Below are 16,583 nucleotides of genomic sequence, written 5' to 3'. Positions count from 1 at the left end.
GACGAGCCTCGCCATCGCGGGTCCCGGTGCCATCGCCGGGAGGTTGACTGCTGTCGTCCGACTTCTGGTTGATGTCCGGTGGGTCGTGGCCGCCGTACGCTGCAACGGACATGGCACACAGCACCCTCACGCCCGTGTTCGTCGGGCTCCGCACCGGACTGCACGTGCTGTTCGCTGCGCTCGTGGCACTCGTCGTCGTCCGGGTCCTCGTCGTCCGTGACCCGACCATGTGGGCGGCGATCGCCCTGGTGGTCGGGTTCGCCGTCCTGTACCTGCTCGGCGCCGGTGTCGCCGCCGCGCCGGAGGCACGCCGAGCCGTGGTGGGAGCGGCCTGGATCACCGCCTTGACCGCCGTGTGGGTGGCGTTGCTCGTCCTGGTGCCGGAAGCGGCGTACCTGGTGTTCCCGTTGTTCTTCCTCTACCTGCACGTCCTGCCCCGGATCGTCGGGCCGGCCGCCGTGGTCGCAGCGACCCTGATCGCGGTCGTCGCCCTGGGCCTGCACGGCGGCTTCACCGTGGGCGGGGTGATCGGGCCCCTCGTCGGTGCCGGGGTCGCGTTGCTCATCGGCCTCGGCTACCGGGCGCTCGCCCGCGAGTCCGTCGAGCGGGAGGCACTCCTGGCGGAACTCCTCGCCACCCGCGACCGACTCGCCGCGACCGAACGGCAGCAGGGGGTCCTCACCGAGCGCGCCCGCCTGGCACGCGAGATCCACGACACCGTCGCGCAGGACCTCTCCAGCATCCAGATGCTCCTCCACGCCGCCGAAGCAGCCGACGGCGGCCGGCCGGGCATCGAGCACATCCGCCTCGCACGCGCCACAGCGGCCGACGGCCTCGCCGACACGCGGCGCTTCATCCGGGAGCTCGCACCGCCGTCCCTCGATGCCGGTCTCCCCGCGGCACTGCGCCGCCTCAGCGACCAGTGGCACCGTGAGGGGCTCGGCATCACCGTGACGGCCGCACCCGAAGCGTCGGGGTTGACGATGGACGTGCAGACCGCTCTGCTGCGCATCGCCCAGGGGGCCGTCGCGAACGTCGCCCAGCACGCCGGTGCCACAACCGTCGACATCACCCTCGACGTCAGCGCGACGCACGCGTCCCTGCGGGTGGAGGACGACGGCTCCGGCTTCGACCCCGACCGTGTCGGCACCGGCTCCGGCACGTCCGACGCGTTCGGGCTCCGCGCGATGGGTGAACGTGTCGACCAGCTGGGTGGCCGTCTCACCATCGACAGCGCACCCGGGGACGGCACGACCATCACCGCGACCGTAGAGGTCGGTCGCCCGTGATCCGACTCGTCATCGCGGATGACCACCCCGTCGTCCGCGCCGGCCTGCGCGCACTCCTCGACGGGGCGGTCGACATCGACGTCGTCGGGGAAGCCGCGACACCCGACGAAGCCGCCGCGCTCGTGGCGTCCCTGGACCCCGACCTCGTGCTGATGGACCTGCAGTTCGGGCAGGACCGCACCGGTGCCGACGCCACCCGGCAGATCCGGTCGACCGACGCCGCGCCGTACGTCCTCGTCCTCACCAACTACGACAGCGACGGCGACATCCTGGGCGCCGTCGAAGCGGGCGCCAGCGGGTACCTGCTCAAGGACACGCCGCCCGACGAACTGCTCGCCGCGGTCCGCGCCGCAGCCGCCGGTGAGAGCGCCCTCGCGCCGGCGGTCGCCAGCCGCCTGATGGCACGGATGCGTGCGCCACGGGTCAGCCTGTCCGCTCGTGAGATCGAGGTCCTCCGGCTCGTCGCCGAGGGTGCCTCGAACGTCGATGTTGCGGCACGCCTGCACATCACCGACGCCACGGTGAAGTCACACCTGGTGCACGTGTTCTCCAAGCTCGGCGTCGGATCCCGGACCGCCGCGGTGTCCGAAGCCCGGGCGCTCGGCATCCTCCGCTGACGGAGCTGACGGAGCTGTCCCGCTCGCGGACACCAGGGCCCGCACGGCTCAGGGATCGGTCAGGGTGCCCCGGACGATCGAGTCACCGGAGTGCGCCGGATCACCGTCGTCGGCCTCGGCCGAGACGTCCACGACGGGGAACTCCGCGGTGTCGACGCCGTCGGGCACCGTGAAGCGGCCCTGGTCGCCGTCGAGGTAGCCGACGCTCACCAGTCCGCCGAGGTCCGACCGCATCATCCAGACCTCGCGCAGCGGACCGGTGCCGGAGCGACCGCGCTCACCGTGCAGGTCGACGAGCAGGGTCACCCGGCCGTCCTGGTCACGTTCGAGTTCGGCGCGGCCGGTCGTCCCCGACCAACCGGGCAGCGCTGCGAGCTCGGTGTTCGCCAGGACGGTCTCGGTGTCGCCGCGGGGGAGTCCGGGGACGACCCCCGACGCCACACCGATGCCGAGGACGACGGCGAGGACACCGACGCCGGCGATCACCAGCGCCAAGGCACGGCGACGACGCGGACGGGATCGGGGTCGGCGTGCCACGGCGTGGTGCTGCGCGTCGGACGTCGTGGCGGCGGACGCGCGTTCGGCCGCTCGTCCGGGGTCGGCCGCCGGCGCCGCAGCCTGCTGCGGCGTCCGTGCGATCTCGGCGGCGATCCGGTCCCACACGTGCTCCGGGGGCGCGGCCAGCGTGACGTCCTCGGACGCCCGGGTCACCGCGGCGACCCGCTGCAGCGCGGCCACCTCGTCGCGGCACCGGTCGCAGGACGCCAGGTGCTCGGCGACGTCGTCCGCGGCGACCTGGTCGGAGACCGCGAGCATCGCCAGCGTCTCGTCGTCGACGTGCTTCATTCGATCACCTCCAGACGTGTTCGGAGCCGAGCCAGACTTCGGTGGATGTGGCTCTTGACGGTGCCCAGCGGCAGTTCGAGCCGTTCGGCGATCTCACGATGGCTGAGGTCGTCGTAGAACGCCAGTCGCATCACGCGCCGTGGGACCTCGTCGAGCCGCTCGAGCTCGCCGGCGACCAGTGCGCGTTCGGCCAGGTCGAAGGCCGGTTCCGGCGCCGGGGTGGTCTCCTCGACCACGTCCGGGTCGGCGGCGCTGGCGTGCCGTCGGCGCTCGTTCTGCGCGTCGGTGATGCAGTTCCGGGTGATGCCGACCAGCCACGCGCCGAGCGGGGCGCGGCCGGGGTCGTAGCTCGTGCTGCGCTGCCAGGCCTTCACGAAGACCTGCTGCGTGACGTCCTCCGCGGCGGCCGGGTCGGCCAGGGCGCGCAGGGCCAGCGAGTACACGAGCGACGACCACCGTTCGTAGACGGCTCGCAGGGCGTGCTCGCCCCCGGCGCGGAACGCGTCCGAGAGCTCGCTGTCGTCCGGGAGGATGGTCGTCACGTCTTCCTGTCGCTGGCGCGGTCGTCGTCGACCACGATCCGATCGTAGGGGGCGGATCGTCGCCACGGTCAGGCCGGGACCGCGGTGACGACGAGGTTGCTCTCGTAGTGTCCGGTGGCTGCGTCGAACGTCCCGCCGCAGGTCACCAGGACGAGCCGTCGTGGTCCGTCGTCACGGAACACCTCGCCCCAGGGGAGTCCCTGCTTCTCGAGCATGCTGACGGAGTCGATGCGCCACGCGGTCTCGGCACCGTCCGCGTCGGTCAGGGTGACCCGGGTGCCGGTCGGGGCGTCGCCGAGCCGGGAGAACGGGCCGATGCCGTAGCCGACCGCGTCGACGTGGGCCGCGATGACGACGGTGCCCTCGGTGGACGACGGTGCGGCACCGAACCGGTACCAGCCCGCGGTCGCCGGGTCGGGCGGGAGCGCCATCGCGCCGTCCTCGTCGACCCCCTCGGGGCGGATCGGCGCGCTGATCCCGGCGTGGTCGACGGTGATGGTGGTGGGGGCGGGGGCGTCCCGGACCGGGGGGATCGTGGCGGCCTGCTGCGGGACCTCGGTCGAGAACGCCGACGGGACCGGTGTGGGGGTGGTGGTCGGCAGGACGGACGGCTGCCCGCCGGGGGTGGTCCCGGCCGACGAGCACCCGGTCAGGGCGGCGGCCGCCACGGCGACGACGAGCGTCACCGTGGCGGACCGCACGGGGCGTGGCACGTTCAGCGGCGGGTCGCTGCGTGCCGGCGGCGGAGCACCACGGCCCCGATCGCGGCAGCGGCGGCCAGTGCGGCCGCCGCTGCGCCGACCAGGGGCAGGGGGTCCTGGTCGTTCGTGGCCACGAGACCGGCGTTCCCGGCGGGGACGCCGTTCGGCGTGCCACCGAGGTCCGCGATCGTCTGCGTGGCGAGGGCGAGGTTGTCGTCGTCCAGGCTGCCCCAGGCGTAGACGATGGTCGACGAGCCCGCGGTGACCGCGACGTCCGCCGGGCCGATCACGGGGTCGGTGGTCCCGGTGGCGGCGACGGTCGCCGACACGGTGCCGGCCGGCAGCTCGAGTGCCTGCTCGTCGGGGTTCGACAGGTTCGACACGACGGCCTTCCCGCCGGCGAGGACGTCGACTGCCGGTGCGGCGGCGACGTGCCGGACGACCAGGCGTCCCTGGCCGGCCGCGACGGCCGAGGTGTCGTTGGTGAACACCGTGGCGGTCGGCGACCCGTCCGTGGCGTCGTGGGCGACGGCGGTGTAGTTGCCGCCGGCGTCGAACGAGACGTCCGCCGGGCCGATGATCGGCTTCGACGCGTCGGCTGCGTCCGAGGCGGTGATCGCGAGCTGGTGTGCACCGGCCGGCACCATCATCGGGCCGGCGAGGGTGCCCGGGGTGAAGTCGTCGATGGCACGTTCGCCGTCGAGGTAGACGTCGACGGTGACGTCCGGGACGGCGTGGAGGACCGAGAGCGTCGCCTCGCCGGTGGCGGCGGTCGCAGCGGTCGCGGGCAGTACGGCCGCAGCGGCGGCGAACAGGACACCGGCGCTGAGGCCGGTGGCGAGTGTCTTGCGCATGACGTGTCTCCTTCGGGCCTGTCCGGGCCGGTGCGGACGACGTCGTCGTCGACGTCGTACCCCCACTACCGCCGGAGCACCCCGATCGGATGCAGCGATTTCCTGGGGATCAGCTGAGACGGCGCCAGACCCCTGCGTTGCCCGGACGCGACCAGGTCTCCGGATCGCCCGTGACCGCCTCGTCCCCTCCCCGGTCGGTGAGCCGGTACGCGGAGTCCGGCGTCCACCCCGCGACGACGCTCGCGCGGCTGCCGTCGACCGGCACGGCCAGCCCGGAGGTGCGGAACCAGCCCGCGACGGTCAGGTGCACGACGTCGTACTCGGTGGCCACCGCGGACCAGTCCGGCAGCACCCAGTCACCCTGCCGTCCGGTCGCCACGGCCCAGTCGTTCCGTCGGGTCGTCCGCGTCACGTCGAGCGGCCAGCGTCGGCACAGCGCAGCCCAGTCGGCGGGACCGTCGACGGTGCACACGCGCGCGGCGGCATCGGCGGGCACGGCCGAGACCACGGCGCGTTCCTGCCCGAAGGAGTCCTCGACCGCCCACAGCGCCAACGGCCCGGCGGACGGGAACGGCGCTCGCGTGTGCTGCGCGAGCGGCCACGGCGGCGTGGTCCACCACACCCCGCTGGCCACCCCCGGGTTCCCCTCGGCGTCCTCGCGGCGCAGCTCCCGGGACCAGTCGGCGAGCGCCTCTGCCGCTCCCGGACGTCGGGGCTGCTCGTCCTCGTCGAACTCGACGGTCCGTGCTCCGCCCTGCGGGTCGAAGAGCCTGCGCACGACCGGGCTGTCGACCGCCCACCGAGCGAGCCGCCGGAGCGCGGCCAGCAGTTCCGTCCGGGCGAGGAGCGCGTCCAGCGCATCGGGCTGCTGCCACCACAGCGCGCTCTCCGCAGTCGACTCGAGTGCGACCACGACGTCGTCCTCGCCCACGGACGGCAGGGACACCGCCTCGAGTGCGCTCGCCACCGCTGCGAGGTCCGGAGCCGGATCGGGTTCGACCGGACCACCGATGCCGAAGAGCGTTCGGTCGTCGCCGCGTTCGACGCCGAGGTGGTGCTCCGCCCAGAAGAGCAGGTGGCCGAGCTGCACGACGGCCGGGTCGTCGGAGTCCTGGACACCCCTGACGAGCTCCATGCAGAAGCGCCGGCCACGCGGGTGGGCGAGCAGGTCCGAGGCATCGATCACCGATCCAGGCTAGTGACGGTCGCTAACGCACCCGTCGCACCCGCCGATAGTCCTCCGTGCAGGCCCACGGACGGGCCCGCATCCCGCCCCACGGACGGCGGCGGGACGATCGAGAACCAGGACGGGCCATGATCGTCGTCACACGACTGAACGGCAGCGGATTCGCTGTGAACCCCGATCTCGTGGAGCGCATCCAGGAGACGCCGGACACGACGCTCATCATGGTCGACGGTGCGAAGTACATCGTGCGGGAGTCGATGGCCGACGTCATCGACCTGATCGCCGCGTACCGCGCACGCATCGTCGGCATGGCCTACGGCACCGACCAGGCCCCCCGCTCGAGCACGAACACCGGCCCGCAGCCGACGCTCGCCCCGGTCGCCGCACTCCGCTCCACGCAGCACGGCCGCGCGCTGGACGGGGGTCGCTGACGTGGACATCGCAACGATCGTCGGCATCCTGCTCGCCTTCGGCGCCCTGTTCGGCATGGTCCAGATGGAGCACGTCGAGCTCGGTGGACTCTTCCTGCCCGCCCCGATGCTGCTCGTGTTCGGTGCCACCATCGGCTGTGGCATCGCCAGCACCACACTGAAGGACGCAATCGCCAGCTTCAAGGCCGTGCCGAAGGCGTTCACCGGAAAGGTCACCCCGCCGGCGTCGGTCATCGACGACGTCGTCGGGCTCGCCGAGACCGCCCGCGCCAACGGCCTGCTCGCCCTCGAGCAGGAGGCCGACAAGCACGACGACCCGTTCATGAAGAAGGCGCTGCAGAACATCGCGGACGGCACCGACGGCGACGAGCTGCGGATCCTGCTCGAGGACGAGATCGAGTCGAACGCGGCCCCGACCCGGAGCGCGAGCGCGTTCTTCATGGGCCTCGGCGGCTTCGCCCCGACCGTCGGCATCATCGGCACCGTGGTCTCGCTGACCCACGTGCTCGCGAACCTCGGCAAGCCCGACGAGCTCGGACCGCTGATCGCCAGCGCGTTCGTCGCCACCCTGTGGGGCCTGCTGACCGCGAACTTCATGTGGCTGCCGATCGGTGGCAAGCTGCGCAAGCTCGCCCAGCTCGAGTCGGACCGCCAGACGCTCCTGATGGAGGGGCTGCTCGCGGTGCAGGCCGGCAGCCAGCCCCGCCTGCTCGGTGAGCGGCTGAAGGCCATGGTCCCGCCCGCTGCACGCGCCGACACCGGTGGCAAGGCCGGCAAGGCCGGCAAGAAGGCCGACGCGGCCGACGACCAGCAGCTGGCGGCCTGACCGTGAGCGCCAACCCCCGGGGCCGCGGCCGCGGTCGCGCGAAGAAGTCCCACGACGAGGCCGAGCACCCCGACGAGCGCTGGATGGCGTCGTACATGGACATGATCACGGTGCTGATGTGCATGTTCCTCGTGCTCTTCGCGATGTCCACCGTCGACCAGGAGAAGTACATCCAGCTGAAGCAGTCGCTCGCCACCGGTTTCGGCGAGGTCGACTCACAGAAGATCGACACCGCGAGCGGCACCGTCGTGACGAAGGACCAGGTCGAGGACGGCTCCGGCTACTCGACGGACAAGTCCCAGGCCGACCACTCGACCGCGTCGTCGGGCACGAAGGACACCAACGTCGACCCCGCGTCGACGGTGGTGCCGACGACGGCGAGCAAGCAGGACCTCGCCGAGGCGAAGCGCGAGCTCGACGACCTGACGAAGCTGGAGCGTGCGATCCAGCGCAACCTGGCGAAGGCGGGCCAGACCGAGAACGTCCAGTTCACCGTGGACGCCCGCGGCCTGATCGTCCGGTTGATCGGCAGCGAGACGTACTTCGGCACGAACAGCGCGGACCTGTCCGACCAGGCGCGGTCGATCATGGACGCCATCGCGCCGGTGCTGAAGACCTCCGCCCACGACGTCAGCGTCGAGGGGCACGCCGACCAGCGGAACTCGACCGCGCCGTACGCCACCAACTGGGAGCTCAGCGCGGCGCGGGCGACCGGGGTCCTGCGCGACCTGGTCGAGCGGGGCGGGATGCCCGGCGACCACGTGCAGAGCGTCGGGTTCGGGTCGAGCCGGCCGCTGGCGAAGGGCGGCACGGACCGCGACCTCGCCCTGAACCGGCGGGTCGACATCGTGGTCCTGTCGAACGCCGACCAGGACGTCAGCGCCCTCATGCCAGCGCTGGCCAAGGCGCAGGACGGAGCACAGCAGGGCTGAGACACGCAGCGCAACAGGGCTGGGACACGCAGCGCAGCAGGGCTGCGACACGCAGCGCCCGGAGGGCACCAGCGCTGCCGCCACCGCCCCACTACGGGGTACAGCACTGACGGGTGCCCCACAGGTGACCGATAGACGCACCCGTGACCGAGACCCTGCCAGCGCCCGAGGTGTACGACTTCGCGCGCCCGTCGACGCTGGCCCGTGAGCACGCCCGGGTCCTCGAGCTCGCCTTCGAGACGTTCGCGCGCCAGTGGGGCACGCAGCTGACGGCGAAGGTCCGCGCGGTCAGCCAGGTCACCTGCGAGCAGGTGGAGATGACGACGTACGACGAGTACGCCGCGTCGCTGCCCGCGCTCACCGGCATGGTGCTGCTGCCGATCACCGGCCTGACCCCGAAGGGCGTGCTGCAGGTCCCGCTCGACGCCGCGCTGACGTGGGTGTCGCACGCGCTGGGCGCCTCGAAGCCGCTGCCGACGCCGGACCGCACCTTCACGCCCATCGAGCAGGCCCTGGTCCGCAAGATCGTCGAGGACGCCCTCGACGACCTCCGCTACTCGTTCGGCGGGCTGCTCGCGCAGGACGTCACGGTCGGCGGGTTCCAGTTCAACAGCCAGTTCGCCCAGGCCGCGCAGAAGGGCGACCTGATGATCGTCGCCTCGTTCTCGATCCGGGTCGGCGACCGCATCGCCCCCGGCACGCTGGCCCTGCCGGCCGAGGCCGTCTTGCCGCAGCTCGGCGAGGCCGCCGCGCACGTGTCGCCCGCCGACGCCCGAGCCCTGCTCGACGCGCAGCTCGAGAGCGTGCCCGTGGGCGTCAGCCTGCGCTTCGCCCCGGCCGCGGTCCTGCCGACGCAGGTCCTGCGGCTCGCCGTCGGCGACGTCCTGCCGCTGCCGCACCCGCAGCACCGGCCCCTCACCATCGCGGTCGACGGCGAACCCGTCGGCACCGCCGCGGTCGGCGCGAACGGCTCGCGCCTCGCCGGCATCGTCGTCACCACCACGAGCACGGAGCAGCACTGATGACCGAAACGACCACCCTCCACACCGCAGCGGCCGAGTCGCTCGCGGCGCAGCTCCCGACGGCCGCCCCCTTGACCGCGGTGCTCCTGCCTGGAGGCGCGACACCGGTCGTGCTCGACGCGGCGACGGACGCCGTGGTCGCCTCGTTCGTCGGCGGCCTGTCGGCCGACCTGGCGCTCGTGCTCACCGACCTCGAGTCGATCACGGCCGCCGGAGGCACCGACCACGGCATCGTGGCCGTCACGGACGTCCTGCGTCCGTCACTCGAGGCCGCGGCCGGGGTCCTCGGCGTCGGGGTGCTCGGCGAGGCGAACCGCGAGTCGGCCGCGTCGCTGCTGGCCGACCCGGACACCGTCGTGTTCGAACTGACCGCCGGTGGCCTGCCCGCCGGGTGGTTCGGCATCCGGATCCGCGAGAACGGCACGGTGTCGGCGCCCGTCGTGGCGAACCTGCCCGCCGGCAACCTCGGCCGGATCAACAACGTCGAGATGACCCTGACGGTCGAGATCGGCCGCACCCGGATGTCGGTCCGCGACGTGCTCGGCATGGAGCCCGGCGCCGTCGTCGAGCTCGACCGCAGCGCCGGTGCCCCCGCCGACGTCCTGCTGAACGGCCGCCTCATCGCGCACGGCGAGGTCGTCGTCGTCGACCAGGACTACGCGGTCCGGATCACCCGCATCCTCGACGTCGCCGAAACGGTCTGACCCGCACGTGGACACCCTCGTCGTCACCCTCCGCGTCGCGCTCTCGCTCGGCGTCGTGCTCGCCCTCATGTGGGTGCTGCACCGCGCGAGCCGCAAGCGCTTCTCGGGCAAGCCGTCGGGCCGTCGTGCCGCGACCGTCGAGGTCGTCGGTCGACAGGGCATCGGTGGCAAGGCGAGCGTCGTCGTGGTCGACGTCGAGGGGGAGCGGCTCGTGCTCGGCGTGTCCGAGCACGGGGTCAACCTGCTCACCAGCGGGCAGGCGCCCGCGCCGGAACTCACCATCGTGACCGGACCGGTGGCGCTGCCCGTGCGTCCCGCCCCGTCGGCCGACGCGTTCGGTCGGGAACTCGCGCAGCAGTCGGACGCCACCACGGGCCTCCCGGCAGACACGGACGACGTGACGCGCGACCGACGCGACCAGCGCCGTCGCGCCGCTGCCGATGCGCCCGCGCAACCGTCGCCCGCAGCGCGCCGTGCCGAGCGCGCAGCAGCTGCAGGGCTCGATCCTGTCGGTCGACACCTGGCGCCAGGCCGCCGCTGCGCTGCGGAACCGGCGGGCCGGGTGACCGCGGCAGGGCCGCACCGGCTGGCACGGTCGGGTCGACTCGTCGCCCTCGTCCTGCTCGGCCTGGCGGTCGTGGCCGGGTTCCTGATGCTCACGACGACGGGTGCGCACGCCGCCGGTGTCGTCGAACCCACCGCCCCGGCGACCCCGACCGCCCCCGCGACCGGTGACTTCAGCGTCAGCGTGAACGGCCCGGACGGCACCCCCTCGTCGGCCGTGGTGACGCTCATCGGCATCACGCTGCTGAGCGTCGCACCCGCGCTGATGCTCATGATGACGTCGTTCACGAAGATCTTCGTCGTGCTCGCGATGACCCGGAACGCGCTCGGGCTGCAGTCGATCCCGCCGAACCAGGTGATCGCCGGACTGGCGCTGTTCCTGTCGCTGTTCGTGATGGCACCGGTGCTCGGGCACATCAACGACGACGCCCTGCAGCCCTACCTGGCCGGGCACCTCGACTTCAACCAGGCCGTCGAGATCGGCACGAAGCCCCTGCGGACCTTCATGCTCCACCAGACCCGCGACGAGGACGTCGCCCTGATCACCCGCGCCGCCGGGCTCGACAACCCGAAGTCGATGGCGGACGTGCCGATGACGACGGTGATCCCGGCGTTCATCATCTCGGAGCTCCGGAGCGCGTTCATCATCGGGTTCGTCATCTTCATCCCGTTCCTGGTGATCGACCTCGTCGTCTCCGCAGCCCTGATGTCGATGGGCATGATGATGCTCCCGCCGGTCATGATCTCGCTGCCGTTCAAGATCCTGCTCTTCGTGCTGGTCGACGGCTGGGGCCTCATCATCACGTCGCTCATCGAGAGCTACCACGTTGTCTAGGGGGCACGCATGAACCAGCAGGCAGTCATCGACCTCGTGCTCCAGGCGCTCCTGGTGTCCGGCAAGCTCGCCGCCCCGGTGCTCATCACCTCGCTCGTCGTCGGCTTCGCGATCTCGCTGTTCCAGTCGGTGACGCAGATCCAGGAGGTCACGCTCTCGTTCGTGCCGAAGGCCGTCGCCGTCGCGATCGCCCTGGTGGTCTGCGGCAACTGGATGATCTCGGAGATGATCGCGTTCACGCACGTCGCCTTCGACATGATCCCGAAGCTGCTCGGGGCCGGTTGATGGAGCTCAGCATCGACGCCGACCGTCTGGAGGCGACCATGCTCGCCGGCGTCCGGCTCGTCGCGTTCTTCGTCATCGCGCCGCCGTTCTCGTACCGGGCGTTCCCCGGCACAGTCAAGGTGATCCTCGGGCTGGGGCTCGCCATCGGCGTCGCACCGCGCGTCGCCGTCGGCTACGAGTCGCTCGACACGGGGCCGTTCCTGCTCGCCCTGCTCACCCAGCTCGTCGTCGGGCTGTCCCTCGGGTTCCTGGTGTTCCTGGTGTTCGCCGCCGTCCAGTCGGCGGGTGCGCTCATCGACCTGTTCGGCGGGTTCACGCTCGCGCAGGCGTTCGACCCGCAGTCCCAGGTCAACGGCGCCCAGTTCACCCGCCTGTTCCAGATGACCGCGCTCGCGCTGCTCTTCACCTCGGGCGGCTACCAGCTCATCGTCGGCGGTCTGGTGCGGTCGTTCGACGCCGTGCCGCTCACCGGCACCTTCGCGGTGGACGGGCTCGCGTCGATGCTCGTGACGGCGATGTCGCAGATGTTCCTCGCCACCCTGCAGATCGCCGGACCGCTGGTCGTCGTGCTGTTCCTGGCCGATGTCGGCCTCGGGCTGCTGACCCGCGTGGCACCGGCGCTCAACGCGTTCCAGATGGGCTTCCCGATCAAGATCGGCCTGACCGTCCTGTTCGCCGGCGCGCTCTTCATGGCCCTGCCCTCGGTGGTGTCCTCGCTGACCGGCGACGCCGTCGAGGCGATCACGGGACGGGGGTGACGACGTGTCCGACAGCGGAGAACGTTCCGAACAGGCAACCCAGCAGCGGATGCGCGAGGTCCACGAGAAGGGCCAGATCGGTCGCTCGCAGGACCTCGGCGCGTGGATCGGGATCGCCGTCGCGGCGCTCATGATCCCTGCCGCGATCGGCAACGCCGCGGCCGCCGGGCAGGACCAGCTCCTCGCCGTGCAGCGGGTCATCGAGGACCCCGAGCTCGGTGCCGTGCAGGCCCTGCTCGCCGACGCCCTCGGTTCGATGGGTGCGACCCTCGGCCCGATGCTCGCGGTCGTCGCGGTCGCGGTGCTCGCCGCCGCCGTCACCCAGGGCGGGGTGCACTTCCGCAAGATGACGCCGCAGCCCGACCACTTCGATCCCGTCGCCGGACTGAAGCGCGTGTTCGGCACCCAGGCGCTGTGGAACGGGGCGAAGGCGCTGCTGAAGACCGCCGTGGTCGGGCTCGTCCTGTGGTTCGCGGTGCAGGGGCTCATGCCGATCCTGATGACGAGCGGCTCGCTGCCGCTGTCGGCCGTCCTCGAGGCCGCCGCCGCCGGGTCGGGCACCCTGCTGCGCGCCGCGATCGTCGCCGGGCTCGTCCTCGCAGCCCTCGACGTGTTCGTGGTGATCCGCCGCAACCGGAAGCGCACGATGATGACCAAGCGCGAGGTCAAGGACGAGAACAAGCGGAGCGACGGCGACCCGCTGGTGAAGTCGCAGCGTCGCTCCCGTCAGCTCGCGATGAGCCGCAACCGGATGATCCAGGCCATCGGCACCGCGGACGTCGTGATGACGAACCCGACCCACTACGCCGTCGCGATCAAGTACGAGCCGGGCAAGTCCGCGCCCCGGGTGGTGGCGAAGGGGGCCGGCCCGGTCGCCGACGTGATCCGCGCCCGTGCCGAGGAAGAGCGGGTGCCGATCGTCCGCGACGTCCCGCTCACCCGGGCCCTGCACGCCGCGTGCGAGCTCGGGCACGAGATCCCCGTCGACCTGTACACGCCGGTGGCCCGGGTCCTGTCCTTCGTGATGGCGCTCAAGGCCCGCGGCACCGCTGCCGGCACGCACGCACCGCCGCGGCCGACCACTCCGGACGAGGTCGCGAGCGTCATCGACCCCGCCACCCTGACCGGTGACCTCCGCCCCCGCAAGCTCCGCGTACCGCGCACCGCAGAGAACCAGACCGAAGGACTCCCCGCATGAACCGCAAGGACCTGCCGAAGCTCGTCGTCCCGGTGTTCATCGTCGGCATCATCCTGCTGCTGATCCTGCCGGTGCCGTCGTTCCTGCTCGACTTCCTGATCATCATCAACATCCTGCTGGCGCTGGTGATCCTGCTCACGACGCTCTTCGTGAAGAAGCCGCTCGACTTCTCGGTGTTCCCGTCCCTGCTGCTCGTCGCGACGCTGTTCCGCCTCGGCCTCAACGTGGCGTCCACCCGGCTGGTGCTCGGCGAGGGCTTCGCCGGTGACGTCATCCAGGCGTTCGGCCACGTCGCCGTCTCCGGGTCGATCATCATCGGCGCGGTCATCTTCCTCATCCTCATCGTCATCCAGTTCGTCGTGGTGACGAAGGGTGCCGAGCGCGTCGCCGAGGTCGGGGCACGCTTCACCCTCGACGCGATGCCGGGCAAGCAGATGGCGATCGACGCCGACCTGAACGCCGGGCTGATCACCGACCAGGAAGCCAAGGAGCGCCGTGCCGCGGTGTCCGCCGAGGCCGACTTCTACGGCGCGATGGACGGTGCGTCGAAGTTCGTCAAGGGCGACGCGATCGCCGGCATCCTGATCATCATCATCAACCTGATCGGCGGCATCGCGATCGGCATGCTGCAGAACGGACTGTCCGCCACGGACGCGCTGTCGAAGTACGGCATCCTGACGATCGGCGACGGCCTGGTCACGCAGATCCCGGCGCTGTTGATGGCGGTGTCGACGGGCATGATCGTCACCCGGTCCGGCGCCGAGTCCGAGATGGGGTCATCGGCCGCGACCCAGCTGTCGCAGTCGCGGAACGCCCTGATGATCGCCGGTGTCGCCGCGATCGCGATGGGCTTCATCCCCGGCATGCCGATCCTGCCCTTCCTGCTCGTCGGCGCGACCCTGCTCTTCACGGGCTGGCGCATCGGCCGGAACGCCGCCCGGGCCGAGGCCGACGCCGCCCAGCAGCAGGCACTCGCGGCCGCGGCACCGACCGGCGACACCCCGGAGGACCTGCTCGAACAGATGCGCGTGCACGCCCTCGAGATCCTGCTCGCCCCCGACCTGGTCGACATGGTGTCCGGCGCCTCCGACGACCTGCTCGGCCGGGTGCGCGCCCTCCGCCGCAAGATCGCGATCGACATGGGCATCGTCGTCCCGCCGGTCCGCACCCGCGACTCGATCGACCTGCCGCCGTCGACGTACGCCATCCGCATCGCCGGGGTCGAGGCCGGTCGGGGCACCGCGCCCGCCCGCAGCGTCCTGGCACTCGGCGACCACCTCGACGGCCTGCCCGGCACCTCGACCGTCGAGCCGGTGTTCGGCCTGACCGGCAAGTGGGTGCCCGCCGAGCTCCGGCACGCCGCCGAGATGACCGGCGCGACCGTCATCGACCGGGTCTCCGTGCTCGTCACCCACCTGCAGGCGGTCATCGGCGACAACGCCGCGCGCCTGCTCACCCGCGAGGACGTCAAGGTCCTGACCGAGGGGGTCAAGCAGGTCAACCCCGCCGCGGTCGAGGAGCTCGTCCCCGGCATGCTCTCGATGGCCGAACTGCAGCGGGTGCTGCAGGGCCTGCTCGCCGAGCGCGTGCCGATCAACGACCTCGGCCGGATCTGCGAGGCCCTCACGCTCCGCGCCAAGGTGTCGACCGACCCCGAGGGGCTCGTCGAGTCCGCCCGTGCAGCCCTCGGACCGGCCCTCGCCGCCCGGCACACCGATGCCGGCACCCTCCGCGTCATCATGATCGACCCGATGCTCGAGCAGTCGATGCTCGAGGGGCTCCGGCCGTCCGAGCAGGGCAGCCAGATCGTGCTCGACGCGCACCGCATCGAGCAGGTCCTGGGCTCCGTCCGCGACGCCGTGCGCTCCGTGGAGGACCAGGGGCTCTCCGCCGTCCTGGTCTGCGCCCCGCAGCTCCGCCCGGCCGTGCACCGCATGGTCGCCGCCCAGTCGAACGGGCTCCCGGTGCTGTCGTACCAGGAGGCCACCGCCGCGGGCTCCACCATCGAGACCGTGGGAGTGGTCCGTGCCGCCGACCCGATTGCAGCGTAGCGGCGCCACGCTCGAGTCCCTCCGCGACGCGGTCCGGACCGAGTTCGGTGCGGGTGCGCGGATCGTCGCGGCCGAACGCGTGACCACGCCGGGCTTCGGCGGGCTGTTCCGCAAGGCGCACGTCGAGGCCACCGTCGAGGTGCCGGAACCGGGGGACCAGCCCACCGCCCGGGTGGTCATCGCCGACTCGCCCGTGCAGCGCGTCGGCATCGCCGCGCTGCTCGCCGACGCCGAGGCAGCCGAGGCACGCATCGCCGGCACCGACGGCACCGCGACGACGCGCGCCGACGCCTTCGCGTCGGTGCTCGACGGGTTCCAGGCGGACGGCATCACGCCGAGCACCCCGCGCCCGACGCATGCGCCGTCCCAGCCGGACGCGCCCACGGGGGTCGACCCGCGCCTCCAGGCCGCCGCCGACGCGCAGACGGTGGCCGACACGCAGGCGGTGGCCGTCGCGCAGCCGGTCGTCGAGCCCCGGTCGGGAGGCCCGTCCCGCGTCCTCGACGCGCCCTCGCCTGCTCCGGTGGCCCGGTCCACCGCGCCCGCCGTACGGTCCGCGGACGGCGACCTGGTGCTCCTGGTCGGGCGGCCGAACGACGTCGACGCGGCGGCCGGGCTCTTCGCGGTGCGGCACGCGCTCCGCCCGACGGACGCCGCCGACCGCCGTGCCGCGATCCTGGCGCGGGCCGACGGTGTCCGGGACGGTCACGCGGTGCTCGCCGTCGCCGCGTGGGGTGACCGGGCGACCGGCGACGCGCTGCAGGCCGACCAGGTGTGGGTCGTGGTCGACGTCGGGCGGAAGCCGGCGGACTCGGCCGCGATGGTGTCCGCGGTGGCCTCGCGGCTGCCCGTGGTCGGTGTCGTGGCGATCGGTGCGGGGGAGACCGCCACGCCCGGGTCGGTGGACCTGCTGGGGCTCCCTGTCGTGTCGCTAGGCTGAAC

The 16,583-nt window shown here is 72.2% G+C and carries 18 protein-coding genes and 1 pseudogene; 14 read left to right on the top strand and 5 right to left on the bottom strand.

Annotated features, from left to right (window positions below; all coding sequences use genetic code 11):
* Positions 1-110 precede the first annotated feature (110 nt).
* Positions 111-1,289: a sensor histidine kinase gene (locus tag DEJ09_RS07220; protein ID WP_111088055.1), complete on the top strand. Its 1,179-nt coding sequence runs from the start codon at positions 111-113 to the stop codon at positions 1,287-1,289.
* Positions 1,286-1,906, top strand: coding sequence for a response regulator transcription factor (locus DEJ09_RS07215; protein WP_111088054.1), 621 nt, complete (start codon positions 1,286-1,288; stop codon positions 1,904-1,906). Before DEJ09_RS07220 ends, DEJ09_RS07215 begins: the two co-directional genes overlap by 4 nt.
* 48 nt (positions 1,907-1,954) lie before the next feature.
* Here DEJ09_RS07215 and DEJ09_RS07210 read toward each other — a convergent pair whose 3' ends face one another.
* The 5 genes from DEJ09_RS07210 to DEJ09_RS07190 all read right to left on the bottom strand — a co-directional run bounded on the left by DEJ09_RS07210 (position 1,955) and on the right by DEJ09_RS07190 (position 6,035).
* Complete coding sequence (locus tag DEJ09_RS07210; protein ID WP_111046115.1) at positions 1,955-2,752, bottom strand: anti-sigma factor; 798 nt, start codon at positions 2,750-2,752, stop codon at positions 1,955-1,957.
* Entirely contained in the window at positions 2,749-3,294 is a 546-nt protein-coding gene (locus tag DEJ09_RS07205) for an RNA polymerase sigma factor (RefSeq protein ID WP_111088053.1), read from the bottom strand. The genes DEJ09_RS07210 and DEJ09_RS07205 overlap by 4 nt, the downstream gene beginning before the upstream one ends.
* 68 nt (positions 3,295-3,362) lie before the next feature.
* Positions 3,363-3,995, bottom strand: a complete 633-nt coding sequence (locus tag DEJ09_RS07200; protein ID WP_181433296.1) for a class F sortase — start codon at positions 3,993-3,995, stop codon at positions 3,363-3,365.
* Positions 3,996-4,009: 14 nt separating this feature from the next.
* Positions 4,010-4,849 carry a DUF4397 domain-containing protein gene (locus tag DEJ09_RS07195; protein ID WP_111031791.1) on the bottom strand — a complete coding sequence of 280 codons (840 nt, stop codon included), beginning with the start codon at positions 4,847-4,849 and terminating at the stop codon, positions 4,010-4,012.
* A gap of 109 nt (positions 4,850-4,958) precedes the next feature.
* Positions 4,959-6,035: a hypothetical protein gene (locus tag DEJ09_RS07190; RefSeq protein ID WP_111088051.1), complete on the bottom strand. Its 1,077-nt coding sequence runs from the start codon at positions 6,033-6,035 to the stop codon at positions 4,959-4,961.
* Positions 6,036-6,163: 128 nt separating this feature from the next.
* Between DEJ09_RS07190 and DEJ09_RS07185 the strand changes: the two genes are divergently transcribed.
* The 12 genes and pseudogenes from DEJ09_RS07185 to DEJ09_RS07135 all read left to right on the top strand — a co-directional run bounded on the left by DEJ09_RS07185 (position 6,164) and on the right by DEJ09_RS07135 (position 16,581).
* A complete protein-coding gene (locus tag DEJ09_RS07185; RefSeq protein WP_110863815.1) occupies positions 6,164-6,466 on the top strand; it encodes a flagellar FlbD family protein in 303 nt (100 codons plus the stop codon).
* Between the two features lies 1 nt (position 6,467).
* A complete protein-coding gene (locus DEJ09_RS07180; protein WP_071244627.1) occupies positions 6,468-7,292 on the top strand; it encodes a motility protein A in 825 nt (274 codons plus the stop codon).
* A gap of 2 nt (positions 7,293-7,294) precedes the next feature.
* On the top strand, positions 7,295-8,224 hold the full coding sequence (locus DEJ09_RS07175) for a flagellar motor protein MotB (RefSeq protein WP_110863814.1): 930 nt from the start codon (positions 7,295-7,297) through the stop codon (positions 8,222-8,224).
* Between the two features lie 143 nt (positions 8,225-8,367).
* Complete coding sequence (locus tag DEJ09_RS07170) at positions 8,368-9,246, top strand: flagellar motor switch protein FliM (RefSeq protein WP_084740413.1); 879 nt, start codon at positions 8,368-8,370, stop codon at positions 9,244-9,246.
* A complete protein-coding gene (fliN, locus tag DEJ09_RS07165) occupies positions 9,246-9,950 on the top strand; it encodes a flagellar motor switch protein FliN (RefSeq protein WP_111022848.1) in 705 nt (234 codons plus the stop codon). The genes DEJ09_RS07170 and fliN overlap by 1 nt, the downstream gene beginning before the upstream one ends.
* A 67-nt stretch (positions 9,951-10,017) precedes the next feature.
* A pseudogene (locus DEJ09_RS18295) lies at positions 10,018-10,206 on the top strand (flagellar biosynthetic protein FliO); the annotation flags it as partial.
* Positions 10,207-10,512: 306 nt separating this feature from the next.
* On the top strand, positions 10,513-11,349 hold the full coding sequence (gene fliP, locus DEJ09_RS18290; protein ID WP_027465540.1) for a flagellar type III secretion system pore protein FliP: 837 nt from the start codon (positions 10,513-10,515) through the stop codon (positions 11,347-11,349).
* 9 nt (positions 11,350-11,358) lie between these two features.
* Positions 11,359-11,634: a flagellar biosynthetic protein FliQ gene (locus tag DEJ09_RS07155; protein WP_027465541.1), complete on the top strand. Its 276-nt coding sequence runs from the start codon at positions 11,359-11,361 to the stop codon at positions 11,632-11,634.
* The gene (locus DEJ09_RS07150; RefSeq protein WP_071403902.1) at positions 11,634-12,392 is read left to right on the top strand and encodes a flagellar biosynthetic protein FliR; all 759 of its coding nucleotides are present in this window, start codon (positions 11,634-11,636) and stop codon (positions 12,390-12,392) included. The genes DEJ09_RS07155 and DEJ09_RS07150 overlap by 1 nt, the downstream gene beginning before the upstream one ends.
* A gap of 4 nt (positions 12,393-12,396) precedes the next feature.
* Positions 12,397-13,590 carry a flagellar biosynthesis protein FlhB gene (locus DEJ09_RS07145; RefSeq protein WP_111088049.1) on the top strand — a complete coding sequence of 398 codons (1,194 nt, stop codon included), beginning with the start codon at positions 12,397-12,399 and terminating at the stop codon, positions 13,588-13,590.
* Positions 13,587-15,641, top strand: coding sequence for a flagellar biosynthesis protein FlhA (locus tag DEJ09_RS07140; RefSeq protein WP_027465543.1), 2,055 nt, complete (start codon positions 13,587-13,589; stop codon positions 15,639-15,641). The genes DEJ09_RS07145 and DEJ09_RS07140 overlap by 4 nt, the downstream gene beginning before the upstream one ends.
* The gene (locus DEJ09_RS07135) at positions 15,616-16,581 is read left to right on the top strand and encodes a hypothetical protein (RefSeq protein WP_146245691.1); all 966 of its coding nucleotides are present in this window, start codon (positions 15,616-15,618) and stop codon (positions 16,579-16,581) included. Before DEJ09_RS07140 ends, DEJ09_RS07135 begins: the two co-directional genes overlap by 26 nt.
* Positions 16,582-16,583: the final 2 nt, after the last annotated feature.

The sequence above is a fragment of the Curtobacterium sp. MCLR17_055 genome (assembly GCF_003234305.1).
In the GTDB taxonomy this organism is placed as follows: domain Bacteria; phylum Actinomycetota; class Actinomycetes; order Actinomycetales; family Microbacteriaceae; genus Curtobacterium; species Curtobacterium flaccumfaciens.
The sequence above is the reverse complement of the archived record's forward strand: the minus strand, read 5'-3'. Positions and strand labels throughout refer to the sequence as shown.